Origin of the sequence: Pseudomaricurvus albidus (assembly GCF_018863235.1) — a bacterium.
In the GTDB taxonomy this organism is placed as follows: Bacteria; Pseudomonadota; Gammaproteobacteria; order Pseudomonadales; family Cellvibrionaceae; genus Pseudomaricurvus; species Pseudomaricurvus albidus.
This window is the reverse complement of record NZ_JAHKRS010000004.1, coordinates 58,113-72,474: the sequence shown is the minus strand read 5'-3', so window position 1 is coordinate 72,474 and position 14,362 is coordinate 58,113. Positions and strand designations below refer to the sequence as shown.

Genomic DNA, 14,362 nt, shown 5'->3' with positions numbered 1-14,362 from the left:
TATTCACAACACCTGACCATTAGCGGTAGAAATACCACTGAAACAGCAAACAGATATAAGAGTGTCGCTGAAAACGACACCCAAAAGCTCAGCGAGGATAGAGGCCATGCAATCCATTCTGGTCAAAGACTATATGGATCCCAACACCCATGCGATTCAGGTCACCAGCAATATCCGTGACGCCGTAGAATCCATGCTCCGCAATAAAGTCATAGGAGCACCCGTGGTAGACAGCGACCACAAGCTGGTGGGTTATGTCTCAGAGCAGGACTGCATGAAAGAAATGCTCAACAACACCTTTTATTGCGAAGAGCCACCCAACATCACCAAGGTGATGAGCAAGGCGGTACTCTCAGCCACCCCGGATACATCCATTCTGGAAATTGCCGAAAAAATGCTCGATCGCCTGCCTAAAAACTACCCGGTCATCCGGGATGGCAAACTGATCGGCATCATCAACCGCTCACACGTTCTGAGAGCACTGATCGAAAATGATGCGGATTGTTATATCCATCGCTAACGCCTGAACAGTTTCAGCATTCAGGCCGGACCTTTATACTGTCGGGCGTTAACCACCCCATCAGTCAGAAGCGTCTCCCATGAAAACCTTAAACCTTATCGGCGCTGGCAAACTTGGCCAGACACTGGCTCGCCTCTGGCAACAACAAGGCCTGTTTCGCATTCAACAAGTACTGACACTCTCGCCAGAAAGCGCCCAAAAAGCCTGTAACTTTATCAATGGGAGCCATAATGCGGATCTGGCCCAGGCAGCCACATCCTTTGAGGCGCTGATACCCGCTGATGTCTGGCTGTTGGCCACGCCGGACGGCATCATAGAAGACTCAGCCGCAAGGCTTCACGGTCAACCGGAGCTGTTAAAACCCGAGAGCATCGTGTTTCATTGCAGCGGAACCCTCGGCAGCAACATTCTGATTGGCGGCCAATCTTCAGCGTCCTCTGTTGCCAGTATTCATCCCATCCACAGCTTTGCTTCACCGGCCAAATCACTGGACGCATTTTCCGGCAGCTACTGTGGTTATGAAGGTGGCGATATGGCTCTGCAAACGCTGTTACCCGCTTTTAGTGCGATCGGTGCCGAATTATTTGAGATCGATGGGCGACAAAAAACGCTCTACCACGCTGCTTCCGTCATGGCCTGCAATTACCTCGTCGGACTGATGGATGCCAGTCTCGCATGTTTTGAAGCTGCGGGTGTAAGCCGCTCTCAGGCCCAGCAACTGCTACTGCCCATCACCCACCAAACCCTGGACAACGCGCTAAAGAAATCCCCAGAGGAGGCCCTGACCGGCCCGATTTCACGGGGGGACCTCAGCACCGTGCAAAGCCATCTCGACAAACTGCAACCTCTGAGCAACCAATTGAGCGATATTTATCGATCACTGGGACAACAGACGGTGCAGGTTGCAGAACAACAAGAACAACCCGCCAGCTCCGAGAGCCTGGACGCGATCAGATCCCTGCTCGCCAATCGGCAAAACCCTTTATAATCCACGCATTCCGACTCATATAAGTCTTATCCAGCCCCGAAACACCAGCAAGCAGGAATTAAAGTGACCCAAAGCGACAGTGAAAATTACCTGAAGAAAAAGCAATTCTTTAACCAGCTGCTGACGATTTACGGTCGCAAGCCCGTGCTTGAAGCCCTGGAAGATCCCGCCACGAAGGTATTCAGGCTACACCTGGCGGAATCCAACCGTCCGGGAGGTATCATCACCGAGATTACATCCCTGGCAGAAGCTAAAGGCGCAGAGATTCTCTACCATGATCGCCAGGCACTGTCTCGCATCTCCCGCAACAGCAAACAGGATCAGGGCGTCGCTGTGGATCTGGTGTGCTCGGGGTATCAGGACTATCAGGACTTTTTAAAATCCCCCGAATCCAAAGCGGCCGAGGTTATTGCCCTGGATCGTATTACCAACCCTCAGAATCTGGGCATGATTATCCGCTCTGTCTGTGCCGGCAGTTCAAGGGCTTTGCTGCTGCCAGAAAAAGGCTGTGCCAAACTGGACGCTCTTGTTATAAAAGCCAGTGCTGGCACCCTGTTTAAAGCTTCTATTTTACGCTGCAAAGACCTGCCCCAGGCGCTGGCCGACTTCCGTGAAAATGGCAGTGCCATCTACGGACTATCATCACATGCACCACACACACTGGGCGAAATTCCGCTTGAAGGGGCAAAGGTGTTTGTTCTGGGCAATGAGACGGAAGGCGTTTCGGAAAGTGTTGCACAACAATGCAACCAGTTGGTCAGTATCCCGATGAATAATGGCGTCGAATCACTGAATGTGGCGGTGACGGCCAGCCTGCTTGCCTTTCGGGGCCAGCTGTAACCATTTGTGATCCAGCCCCACAAAGACCGGCAGAACCGGGTTTTAGTGGGGCCAGTCCATTATTCAGTTTCTTCTAACCCTGTCCCGCCAACCAGCAAAGGATAGCATTCAGTAAAGGCTTAAACTGCTTCTTGGCCAAGACTTCGATGACCGATTCTGCTTCCCTGTCAAAACGCCTAAAGTCAGACGTCATCTTGTGCTGGCGAACTCCCGCTGAATCCTCAAAAACATTAACTATCTAAAGTTCTCACAGTCTCGAGCATGAGCATCTATCAAGCTGCGTTTTTGCAACTTTTAGCTATACTTTTTCTAACCACACAAGATCCATCATACTGCTAGAAAACCAATTAACCCGTTCTGCTCGAGAATATTCATGCCATACCGCCCTTTTACCAATCCGCTGACACGTCTGATATTCAGCTGCCTTGTGCTTACGACCTTAATGGGCTGCCAGGCCAGTAATATTTATGACCCCGAAGCCCGCACGGTCACCCATACCCTGGTCGGCGAAAACACACGGCTTCATAAGGCCCTCATACCACTGATGGAGAAACACAAGGCCAGCGGCTCAAAAGGAGGCCCCAATGGTCTGTATCTGCTCCAGGACGGCCTCTCCGCCTTCGTAGCCCGTGCCACCCTGATAAAAAACGCCGATGTGTCGCTGGATCTGCAATATTATATTTTTGCCAATGACACATCTGGCAAAACCCTGATCAGCCAGGTTTTGAGAGCTGCCGACCGCGGAGTTCGGGTACGGGTACTGGTGGATGATCTGGGCACCCCCATTAAAGACCCCTGGATCGCTACGCTGGATCGCCACCCCAATATCGAACTTCGCATCTTCAATCCTGTCGCGGCCCGTTCAGGGCTCTTCAGAAACCTTGAACAAGCCGCCCACTTCAGCCGCGTAAACCACCGCATGCACAATAAACTTCTGGTGGCGGATGGTCAGGCGATTGTCACCGGAGGACGTAATATTGGGGATGCTTACTTCTCCAACAATGAGACCTTTTTTCAGGATGTCGATATCCTGTGTTTTGGTCCAGTGGTTAAAACAGCCAGTGAAAGTTTTGATGCCTACTGGAATCACAACGCCTCAGTCCCGGTATCTGTACTGCTGACTCCGTCAGAAAAAGCCCTGAAACTGACCGACCTGCGGGAAATGGCAACAGAGCATTTCGATACCCTGGAGAGCTCCGAGTATGGGGTTGCACTAAAAACCTCTACACTGGGTCAGCGCCTGCTTTCGGGCGATATTCCCATCGAGTGGGGTGAAGCTATCTTGTACGCAGACCCGCCCGATAAAGCCACCCGCAGGGATATGGTTGGAGAAGACCAATATCTTGTGTCCAAACTGCGGCAGGTGCTGTCTAACGCCGAGGAACAGCTACTGATCAGCTCTGCGTATTTTATTCCTGGCGAGAATGGCGTTGATTTTCTGAGCAATCTGGAAAAACGCGGTGTTGAAGTATCAGTATTAACCAATGCCCTCAGCACCACCGATGTGGCGGTTGTGCACAGCGGTTACAGCGGCTATCGCAAGCCACTGCTGGAATCAGGCATTGATCTCTGGGAACTCCGCTCACAGGCAGGTCAAAAACGACGTCTGAAATGGTTCAAAGGTGAGTCACGAGCGAGCCTGCACGCAAAATCGTTTGTGATTGATCATGACCGGGTAATTGTTGGCTCCGTCAACCTGGACGGTCGCTCACTGATTCAGAACACTGAAATTGGCGTTTACATCAAGAGCCCTGCCATTAACAAACAACTGGAGGCAACCTACAAAGAATGGACACAGCCAGATTTTGCCTGGCGACTGTCTCTGGATGAGGAAGATGACTTGCAATGGCAAGCTGAGGCCGAAGACGGAAGTCCGATCATTCTGCATGAAGAGCCAGAATCCACCGGCTGGCAACGCTTCAAAGTCTGGCTTCTGTCGCTTCTCCCCATCGAATCGCAGATCTAAAGCAGCGCCGGGCCCGACCCGGCCTGGCTGGATTTGCCAGTTCAGCAGCTCACTCTATGAACTGCTGCCATCTTCTGTAGAGACCTCCCAGAAAGCGCGAACGCCCCAGTACAACACAAAGAGCGCAAGAGACAACAGCCCTCCGATCTTGAACAGATTCAACGCACCCCAGCTGTGAACCGCATAACCGCAAGCCAGAGCCCCCAACGGGGCGGCGCCGAACAGGGCCAGCTGATAAATGGATAACACTCGCCCCCGATAACTCTCATCGACCTGCTGGTGTAACAGCGATTTACCCAGGCTGGAGGCAACCCCTGCAACCACACCCCAGGCAAACACCAGAAACAACAAACCTATTGCCTTGGGCTGAGCAGAAATGGCCAGCATGATAATGCCCGCATAGAGCAGGCAGAACAGCACCGGACGCCCAGGACGGTCAACCAGACCACGACGAAGCAAACCCAGCGTTGCGACAATATTTCCACCGACAAAAACCAGCTGCAAACCGGCAAAATACAGGGCATCTTGCTGGTAGATGTCCCTTGCCAGTAAAGGCAGTGCGACCACAAACACCCCGATATGCATGAATCCATTGAATCCAACCAGCACCATCAGGTGCCTCAAGACCCGGTGGTGAAAAACAAACCGCAAGCCATCGGCGATAGAAACAACTGAAGACGGCCCTTCTTTGGCTGAAGAGCGATGACTGGCGCTCCCCCCCTCCCGCCGCTCCTGACGTACCAGAAGGAAAAACAGCACCGCACTGATAAAAACAGAGACGCACTGGGCCGCCAGAATGGACGTCACTCCCCATTGATCCATGTGCCCTGCCAAACTGACACCCACCGCCTGGGCGACGTAAACACACAAACTGATTTGAACCACAGAGGTCTGCAGACTGGAGTCGTTGCTCGCAAACAGAGGCAACACCTTTTCGCGCAGGGGCTGGATAAACGCATTACAAATACCCAGCATTAACGCGTAGCCCAGCAGAATTGGCAGTACGAGCATCCCAAGCCCCACTTGCCACAACATGAACCCATGGCATAACACCAGCAAGCCATAAAGTCCCGGCAGCAGACGAACGGCTCCGGGGCGATCCGCAAAGGCGCCACCAAACAGCATCAAGACAACGCCCGGGAGCAATACCGCGGACTGAACCCAACCCACCTGGTTGGCTGACAGCTGCAGCTCCCCTACTGCCAACCAGGGCAAAAGCACAATCTGTATGCCCATAGCCAGAGCCGCAAAACCAATGGCCAGCAAATACTTAACAAACAGCCCCAAGCTTTACTCCAGACAGTGCAAAAAGCGAGCATTCTAGCGGACTTAGTGGGGAACTTCACCCGAAACAGCCCACGATCCCAGACACAGAACCAAACAGGACCAGCGAGCAAACCCAAGCTCCAAAACTGAAAAAGCCCGCAAAAGCGGGCTTTTTCAAACTTACAGATTACACAGCTGAAACCAGCTCTGTATCAGAACTTGTAACCTGACTCCTCATGGGAGGTAATATCCAGACCCGCCGTTTCAGTTTCAGCAGAGACACGAATACCGCCAGTCAGTACGGAGGTCAGTTTCAGCAGCACAAAGGTCAGTACCGCGGTATAGACGAAGGCAACCACAACACCAATAACCTGTGCTTTCAGCTGAGCCAGAATCGAGTAGTTCTCCATACCGGTGCCAAAGCCGCTGAAGATACCCAGATCGGGCGATGCAAACACCGCGACCAGCAGGCTTCCCAGGACACCACCGATACCGTGAACCGGGAAAACATCGAGGGAGTCATCAATCTTCCAGGTGCGCTTCACGATTTGGGTCATATAGAAGCAAATAATGCCTGCCAGAATACCAATCACCAACGCCCCCGCCGGACCGACAAAGCCGGAAGCAGGAGTGATCGTACCCAGACCTGCCACCATGCCGGTCACAATACCGAGCACGCTTGGCTTGCCAAACTTGATCCACTCCATAATGACCCATGCCAGAGAACCCGCGGCTGCAGAAATATGGGTCACAGTCATGGCCATGGCCGCATCGCCATTGGCCGCCAGAGCACTACCACCGTTAAAGCCAAACCAGCCTACCCAGAGCATACCCGCACCGGTGATCGTCATGGTCATGTTGTGTGGCGGCATAGCCGTAGTCGGAAAGCCTTTACGATTGCCAATGACCATCGCAGCAACCAGCGCGGCAACGCCAGCGGTGATATGAACAACAATACCACCAGCGAAGTCCACCACGCCCAGCTCAGACATCCAGCCGCCGCCCCACACCCAATGGCACACTGGGAAATACACTGCCAATGACCAAAGCACACTGAAAATCAGTACAGAGGAGAATTTCATACGCTCAGCAAAAGCCCCCACAATCAGGGCAGGAGTAATGATTGCGAACGTCATTTGAAACATAAAGAACAGGGATTCTGGAATATCACCCGACAAGCTGTCGCGTTGCATCCCATCCATAAAGACCCGGCTGAAATCACCAACCCAGGCACTGCCCTCGCCAAAACTCAGACTGTAACCCACGATGAGCCACAACAGCGACGCCACACAGGCAATGGCAAAACATTGCATCAGAACAGACAATACGTTTTTGGAGCGCACCAAACCCGCGTAGAACAGTGACAGTCCAGGCAAGGTCATAAACAACACCAGGGCCGTTGCCGTTAACATCCAGGCGGTGTTCGCACCGCTCAGACCATCGTCAGCCATCACACCAAATGACATGCCCATGAGAGCCGCCAAAACACTTATTTTTTTCATAGTCTCTTTCCGCCAAGCTTGAAAGGTGCGCGTTCTAGTCTTGGATGGATACCAACGTATCATTCACCGACACGCACCAACACACCAAATAAAGCACCAAAATATTTCTTTATAATTCAGCGAGTTATAAATCTCGCACTGTTTTGGAGCCGCAAACCGAACATTATTGTGCACAGCGCTTTTGCTTTTCTCAAGACAAAAGCCCGCATCCAATTACACCAATCGTAAAAAAGTTTAATTTTGCACAGACATGGTTCAATAAATTGGCTTGCGCACCATTTTGGAACCCGTTTTTAGAGACGTAAAAGAGGAAAACACCATCAGAAATAAAGCTATAACGCCCGTAAAGTCTGTTGAAGGTTTTTGAGACTACGACGCCACTGAGAGGCCGAAACAGGTGTGCCTGCATACTGCTCAAGCTCAAATAACCGGGCAAATTCAGACACTGCACCGGCAGTTTTAGGGTGTTTTGCAGACAATGACGATGACACTCTTGAAGCAAATTCACCGATGGGCTCATCGGCAGGACGGATCCACCCCTTGCGCTTGAGCAAGCGCTCAAATCGAGCACATTGTCGCAACGCCAGAGACTTCGGCTCAGGCCGAGCCCGCCACCACAAGTGCAGGCTCATCAACAATAACAAACCGCCACCAGCCAGCAGAATAAACAACACTAATTTAAGAGGGCTAACGCCACCCAACCAGCGGTTGAGAAGCTGGTTTTGTGCTTCACTGTCAAAATTGATAACCGCTTTGTGCCAGCGATAATTGAGCGCATCCCACTCCATTCGCAGCTGACCAATCCATTTCAGGTGCCGATACCTGCCCAAAGACATGGCTCCTTCGACCATATCTGACTGCAACTCTCCAAGACTGCTTTGCACCCGATTCGGAGCCACTGCTGCGGTCGGATCCACTCGCGTCCAGCCCTTACCCTCCAGCCAGACTTCAGCCCAGGCGTGGGCATCGTATTGATGCACCACCAGATAATCCTCTACCGGGTTATATTCGCCCCCCTGATACCCGGCCACCACTCTGGCGGGGATGCCCCCGGCACGCATAAGGACCACAAAACTGCTGGCGAAATGTTCACAAAACCCTCGCTGGGTCTGCCAGAGAAACTCGTCCACACTGTCTCGCCCCAAGGCTGGAGGTTCAAGGGTGTAGAAAAAGTTGTCCCGATAAAAGGCCAAAACCCGATTCAGATACTCTTGTTCCGAGTCACTTTGCTGACGCCACTCAGCCGCTTTTGCCAGCGACTGCGGGTTGTAGCCATCCGGTAATGCTAATTCCAGTTTGCGCTGTCGGGGGCTCAACGACTCAGGCTGCAGACGGTAATCCAATTGTGATGTCACTTCATACTGCAGTCGCTGATGCACCGGCTGACGACGCAACAGGGTAAAATCGCGGGTCACCCCATAGAGAGGGTCCTGTTCAAACTCCACAGGTACCATCAAACTGTACAACCAGGATTGGTGGCTGGCTTCCATAATGATGTTGTATGTCAAAGGTTCAGAAGCATCATCACCCAACAACTCTGCATCGTTTCGCCAATCTGACTTTGGTCCCTGCTGCCAATTGACCAAAGCTCCCTCGCGATAACCCCAGTTACGCCCCTTGATCTGACTCCAGCTTCGTCCATCAAAGTCAGAAAACACCAATCCACGCCAATACAATTGATCCTGCGGTGGGCGCGGCCTTTCGAAACTGACTCTGAAGGCTACCCCACCTGCGCGGGACAAGCGGGAAAAATCACCCGGAGACATACTGTCACTGACCCCGGTTTTGGCCGATTGAGTGGGACTGGGAACAGACCAAAGTGATCCAAAGCGAGGCATCACCAAAAACAGCAGAATCATCAGGGGCACAGTATGCAGGAACAATCTTCCGGCCAATCGCAGTGAGCGCCACGGCCGCTCATGCCCTGTTGGTTGATGCATACTGAGCATGGAACTGATCGCACACCACAGACATACAGCGCCATACAGACACGCCAACAGGGTCTGACTGAACAGAAACTGCACCCCGATCAAAAAGAACGTGAGATAGACCAGAAGCAAGGCATCTTTGCGACGCTGCATCTCAAGCTGTTTGAGTAACAAGGCACAAATCAGCATGGTGACCATGGGCTCCAGCCCCAGCAGGCGTCCAAACGACACAAACAAACCTGCGACACAGACCACCACCATCAGTGTCTTGACCCATTTTCCCGGCATGGGCCATCGCCCGCGGAATTCCTGCAGCCGCCAGATCAACACCAGAGTCCAGAGTCCCATCAGCCAGGCCGGCAGAACCAGCAGCATGGGTGCGATGGCCAGTCCCTGAGCCGTAATCAGCCACAGCAAACTGTTGCGGGGCAAAAGGTAGCGTTCGGTACCACTCATGGCGCTGCTCCAGACGGAGCCCGAAACAGAGCCAGAGTTTTCAGCATCTGATGTTTATGCTCCACCCCAACGGATGGAGAAATCGTCTGACCCGGCAAGCGCAAACCGTATGGCTGCTGGGTGGCGGATAATTTGATCACCCAATAACACAGGCGGGACAATCTGGCCTCTGTACTCAACCCCTCAAGTGCCTCCCAATCGAGCCACAGGCTTTTCTCCCGATAACTGGCGTATTCCTTACTGTACAACCCCTGCCCTCTGGCATAGTGTTTCCAGGCGATATGCTTGGGCGACACGCCCGTCTGATAGGGTTTAAAACCGTAAAAGTCCTCGGCACCCGCCTCCTCCAGTCGCTCTCCTTCATGAGAAGCCGACTGGCTTAACGGGATATCGCCGGCAACCGGTTGGGGGTAAACCAGAATGGGAACATCGAGTACCAACCAGCTCCAGCAACGGATAATTCCCAAAGGATAAAAACTCTCCACCATCAGTCGTGGTGGTTGATACCAACCTCTGTGTTCACCAGGTGTAAACAACTTCACCATCACTGAGTGTTGATTCAGCAAATCGACGGTTGTGGCACGCCCACCATCAAATTTGAGGGTAATGCTTTCCTTGTCGGTAGATTTGCGACAGGAGACACGGATCTCGATCTCGCCATCCTCTCCCACAAAACAGGGATCAGTACGTGTACCTTCGACGAGCAATCCGGACATATTGAAAAAAGTATGATGAATGCTGACTACAAACAAAGCTGTCAGAAAAAATGCCAAGCCAAGAATTACGTTGTTCTCATAGTTGGTCCCGGTCAACCACAACAGCACCACAACCGCAAGAAACCCCAACCCAGCACGTGAGGGAACAATAAACAAACGCTTATTGGTTAATCGATGAGCACGGGCAGGCTTAAGACGAGGAAGCATCCAGGCCTTAAAACGTCTATCCAGAGACTCGCGCAAGGCTCCGAAAACAGGAAATTTAGATGCTGAATCAATAGGTTGCGGCATAAAGTTACTATAACCGATCAACCCTGGCCGTTCATCTGTAGACACTCAACTTTACCAATCACTCGACAATCTGCGGGCTCCGTTCGCAAGACAAGGAGCTTCAGGTCATTGACAGACAAACTTTGCTGCAATATTTGATAATATAGCGACCAAATCAGTACTCACCGATCCGGAAACCAAAAACCACCGGACACTCTAATCAGGCGAATTTTATGGCTGTACACTCTGGCGACCGCGAACACTGGGAAAAAATTGCATTTATTACCGCACTCTGTGAACGCCACATCCCCAATTACGCACTGTATTGCGAGACCATTGAGGCTCCGGAACAAGCCACTCAGCTGCGCAAGATTCTTAATAAAGTCTGGGAGTACCTGGCAGGACAGCTCAACTCCATGAAGAATCTTGAAAAAGCCCTGCTCCAACTCGAGGAACTGACCCCCGAACCCGCCGAAGAAGATGGCTACGGGGTCTACCCCGCCCTGGACTGCTGCCTGTTACTCACCAGTGCCCTGCAAATGATTCTGGATGACAGCGCGGATGATATGGAGGCAGCCGAAGGCCTGTCACTGGCTACCGTGAGCCAGTTTATTGCGCTGTCTGAAGGATTGGAGGAATTCGACCCGTTGGAACAACAGCACGAACTCTACGACCAGGAGATGGAGCTGCAACAGTGGCTAAAAACATGCCTGAGTGAGAAAAAGGCACAACCTGAGATCATTAAACAATTGCGCAAACAGCTCTCAGAATTTGACAGCAGCAATTTGGGCATTGCTCTTTAAGTTATATTTGAAGCTTAGGGGACTTACCTCAGGAAACTGGCGCAGCAAGTGCAGATCTACGCCGGGTAGAAGCTTGATCAGAGCTTCCAGCGTGATCATGCAGTCGAAAGCTCTCAATCACAAACAAAAAGTCGTTGCGAAACCGGGCAAAATCGCCACATCCCGCCCAGCAATAAATCGAATAAAAGCGCTTCCTGCCCTCGTACACGGCCAACAGATAATGAGTCCCGTTACTTAAATCCCAAAGGATAAACTCAGAGAGAGACAGCGGCCAACCGGTGGTCTCTGCAAACCTCGGCTGACAGGATTGAAGAATTTCGCAATTAGTAGATTGGGAAACAGCAGACTTCAACACCGCCTGACTGTAAGAATAATGACTTGGTGAAGGATCAAAATCCGACTTAGCCTGTGGAATCACAATACAGAACGCCAGTCCCTGAGCATTGCCCGCCTGGATGGTAGCTTTGGGGTTCAGGCTGTCGAACTGGCTCCACCCCTTGGGAAACTCCAGTGATTCCAGCTGGTCAGGCGACTGATTGCATGGCCTTTGACCCGCAACATCGAACTGTATTTCTACGGACTCGATGGTGCTGTAAACCCTTGAGTGATTTTTCAGTATTCCGCTGTGCCAGCCCAGGCCCCATAACAACCGCACCATAGACTTGGCCTGAGTTGAGGTTAGCTGTTGCTTGATCGTTGTCGTGGGCTGTCGGAATAACGCACTTAACTGCTTATCCTTCAGCTGAAAGTGTTTCTTTAGTGCTGATATGGAATCTTCAAGGTCAGCTCGAGGCTTAACCAGCGGAATAAACACAACTGAGAAATCAGGATCTTGCATCAGTTCGCGTCCGTTACTGTATTCGTAGTTGATGAATAAGAACTGATGAGTGAGAGTTGATGATAATAATGTCGGACGTTCTTTCTATCACGCATATCTGCAGCGTGTATTAACACCCCATTATCCACACCTGACGCACCCACAGGGGTCCCTTTTTCAATAGGAATGTTGGCAATATTTATTCCCTTTGGATGATCCTGATTCACCAGCACCACCTTCATTACGGTAGGTAAATAATACCCTTGAGAACTGAAGAAACTGTCGTAATTCCTGGCTTTCACGCCATAAAGAATGAAGGCATTTTTGCCATCAAAGTTATACACCTGAAGGTAATGTCCATCGTATAAGTCAGTGATTTCCGACTCTGACTTTTTCGACAGGACACCAGAGGTGTATAGATTCATTGCACTAAGCTCAGCAAAGTCATCTCTGGCGTCGATTTCAGAAATGATTTCTCCATCTACATTTTCGAGAACAATTCTTTTCTTCCAGTGCTCACGTTGCTGAGACAAAAGACGCACATAGAGTAGGTCGTCAAAGCGATAGGATTCAGAGACATCTTCGCCGAGGTAGGCTCTGCGTTGTCCAGAGTCATAATTCGATGCTGCCCCGGACCAATAGGTATAGGCCTGGTCTTTTCCGGAATTAATTCGCGCCAGATAATGAGTGATTTCAGCTGTGCTATGGTCTTCAAATACAGCAAGGCCATTACCGGAGAAAGGATCGACCTCCCGCATATGGCTTGTTAAATCACGATAGGAAACACGATTTTGATAGCCCGAAGTAAAGTAAGGGTAGACGAACTCCGTGGCAACACGATCAATCGTGTCAAAGTGAATCAGATCCTTGTTATAGATATTTGAAATACGCAGAAGATAACTGTACGTGGCGGACAGAATTCCCACAGACACCAGCGTGATCAAAATGTATCCGCAAACCCGCCAGAAGGATACATCCACTCCCAGCTGAGCCAATACCCAGGTGAGTACTGCAAGGGCCAGCATCAACAATGCCAACCCAAAGACCATTACCATACCCATAGTACAATGCTACCTAACAAACTGCAGAGTTGTCAGAGCAACATAGATGCACGACGCGTTAAATCTGAGATCATGTGAAACATTCTGAAAAACATCGACCGAATCAGGCTCAATGTCATATTAGTGGTTTTTGTAATAGTCACGCCAATCATCTTGGCCATTCGCTTTAGCAGACGCCCTACCCAATAACCCACTTTTTTTCCAATAGCATGGCCTTGATGCATCAAGTAAGCCATACGATCCAGCAGAGTAAATGTTGTCGTCCCAGCGCCTACAAGGCCAATGAAAAGCACATTGGCTACTTTTTTCAGCACCCATAACAAAGCGGCATTAAAGACTTTTAATGTGTTTAACGTCAACGACACCGGACCGTCAGACTTAAGCCAGCCGGTAATTGTGCTCTCAAGCAGTTTAGGCTCGTTATAGCTTTTCAGAATTGACCAGTTTCCGTCAGACTTTCCAACACTTTCTACATAGGTTGCGCAACTGTGATACTTCGCAGGATTTTGCGCCATATTACAGGCCAGCCGGTAATCGCCCCGATCATCCGTCATGTGCACAAAGGGCCAGGTCGGAACCATCGGAACAGGATCCAAATTGTGATAGACCCGATAAATATTTTTACTGCCAACCCTATTACTACAGGCATCGGAGAAGAGCGACAAACCAGGTCGCGGACCACCAAAGGTATAAAGATTAACCTGCACCTTGATATTGGATGAGAGCCAATCCGCAACCAGTGATGCCAACGCGCCCCCCAAACTGTGCCCCACACAGTGAACTGTGTGAACGCCTCGCTCTGTCAAATTAGCTGCGAACTCTTTCAACTGAGGAAGAAAGGACTGAAAGGTATCGAAGAACCCCTGATGCACCAGACCACCAGTGGATGCGCGTTTAAGACCTGCGTTTAAATCGGTTAAGGCATCAAAGCCACTCGCAGTCCCCTTTAATGCGACAAACGCTTCTTTTTCAAACTGGGGGCCCTGTCCATAAGCCGTTATGCCCATGACATGAGTGGACTTAAGGAAAATAATACCGCCGGTAGTTCCAGTCAAAGCCACGGAGGAAGCAAGTTTGCCACCCGCACTCTTCTTGGGATTGGTTGAAGCCTCACCCAACTCCATATCTTTCTTGTACTTGAAGATAAAGCCTTTTTGAGTCGCCTCGTTTTTGACAGAATAAATATTATTCGCCAAAGCAGCAGCATAGTCGGGTGTGAGAGTCATCCC

12 protein-coding genes are annotated in these 14,362 nt (G+C 51.0%); 5 read left to right on the top strand and 7 right to left on the bottom strand.

The features are described 5' to 3' along the window. Window positions 1-106: 106 nt before the first annotated feature. The 4 genes from KOI40_RS08530 (at window position 107) to KOI40_RS08515 (ending at window position 4,314) form a co-directional block, all read left to right on the top strand. A complete protein-coding gene (locus KOI40_RS08530; RefSeq protein WP_216097086.1) occupies window positions 107-520 on the top strand; it encodes a CBS domain-containing protein in 414 nt (137 codons plus the stop codon). 79 nt (window positions 521-599) lie between these two features. After that, window positions 600-1,508: a Rossmann-like and DUF2520 domain-containing protein gene (locus KOI40_RS08525; RefSeq protein ID WP_216097085.1), complete on the top strand. Its 909-nt coding sequence runs from the start codon at window positions 600-602 to the stop codon at window positions 1,506-1,508. 63 nt (window positions 1,509-1,571) lie between these two features. Continuing rightward, window positions 1,572-2,348, top strand: a complete 777-nt coding sequence (locus KOI40_RS08520) for a TrmH family RNA methyltransferase (protein ID WP_369413164.1) — start codon at window positions 1,572-1,574, stop codon at window positions 2,346-2,348. Window positions 2,349-2,721: 373 nt separating this feature from the next. Then, window positions 2,722-4,314 carry a phospholipase D family protein gene (locus KOI40_RS08515; protein ID WP_216097084.1) on the top strand — a complete coding sequence of 531 codons (1,593 nt, stop codon included), beginning with the start codon at window positions 2,722-2,724 and terminating at the stop codon, window positions 4,312-4,314. A 54-nt stretch (window positions 4,315-4,368) separates the two neighbouring features. Here KOI40_RS08515 and KOI40_RS08510 read toward each other — a convergent pair whose 3' ends face one another. The 4 genes from KOI40_RS08510 to KOI40_RS08495 all read right to left on the bottom strand — a co-directional run bounded on the left by KOI40_RS08510 (window position 4,369) and on the right by KOI40_RS08495 (window position 10,473). After that, window positions 4,369-5,601 carry an MFS transporter gene (locus KOI40_RS08510; protein WP_216097083.1) on the bottom strand — a complete coding sequence of 411 codons (1,233 nt, stop codon included), beginning with the start codon at window positions 5,599-5,601 and terminating at the stop codon, window positions 4,369-4,371. Window positions 5,602-5,792: 191 nt separating this feature from the next. Then, window positions 5,793-7,082 (bottom strand): ammonium transporter, encoded by a 1,290-nt coding sequence (locus tag KOI40_RS08505; RefSeq protein ID WP_216097082.1) that lies wholly within the window; start codon window positions 7,080-7,082, stop codon window positions 5,793-5,795. 332 nt (window positions 7,083-7,414) lie between these two features. Continuing rightward, window positions 7,415-9,466 carry a transglutaminase TgpA family protein gene (locus tag KOI40_RS08500; protein ID WP_216097081.1) on the bottom strand — a complete coding sequence of 684 codons (2,052 nt, stop codon included), beginning with the start codon at window positions 9,464-9,466 and terminating at the stop codon, window positions 7,415-7,417. Further along, entirely contained in the window at window positions 9,463-10,473 is a 1,011-nt protein-coding gene (locus tag KOI40_RS08495) for a DUF58 domain-containing protein (RefSeq protein ID WP_216097080.1), read from the bottom strand. The genes KOI40_RS08500 and KOI40_RS08495 overlap by 4 nt, the downstream gene beginning before the upstream one ends. Before the next feature lie 212 nt (window positions 10,474-10,685). Here KOI40_RS08495 and KOI40_RS08490 point away from each other — a divergent pair, with 212 nt between their 5' ends. Next, the gene (locus KOI40_RS08490) at window positions 10,686-11,255 is read left to right on the top strand and encodes a DUF416 family protein (RefSeq protein WP_216097079.1); all 570 of its coding nucleotides are present in this window, start codon (window positions 10,686-10,688) and stop codon (window positions 11,253-11,255) included. A gap of 28 nt (window positions 11,256-11,283) precedes the next feature. Here KOI40_RS08490 and KOI40_RS08485 read toward each other — a convergent pair whose 3' ends face one another. From KOI40_RS08485 to KOI40_RS08475, 3 genes are read right to left on the bottom strand one after another with little or no spacing between them, the layout of a single operon-like run. After that, complete coding sequence (locus tag KOI40_RS08485; RefSeq protein WP_216097078.1) at window positions 11,284-12,093, bottom strand: hypothetical protein; 810 nt, start codon at window positions 12,091-12,093, stop codon at window positions 11,284-11,286. Next, on the bottom strand, window positions 12,093-13,133 hold the full coding sequence (locus KOI40_RS08480; protein ID WP_216097077.1) for a hypothetical protein: 1,041 nt from the start codon (window positions 13,131-13,133) through the stop codon (window positions 12,093-12,095). The genes KOI40_RS08485 and KOI40_RS08480 overlap by 1 nt, the downstream gene beginning before the upstream one ends. Window positions 13,134-13,165: 32 nt before the next feature. Beyond that, window positions 13,166-14,359, bottom strand: a complete 1,194-nt coding sequence (locus tag KOI40_RS08475) for a lipase family protein (protein ID WP_216097076.1) — start codon at window positions 14,357-14,359, stop codon at window positions 13,166-13,168. Window positions 14,360-14,362 lie beyond the last annotated feature (3 nt).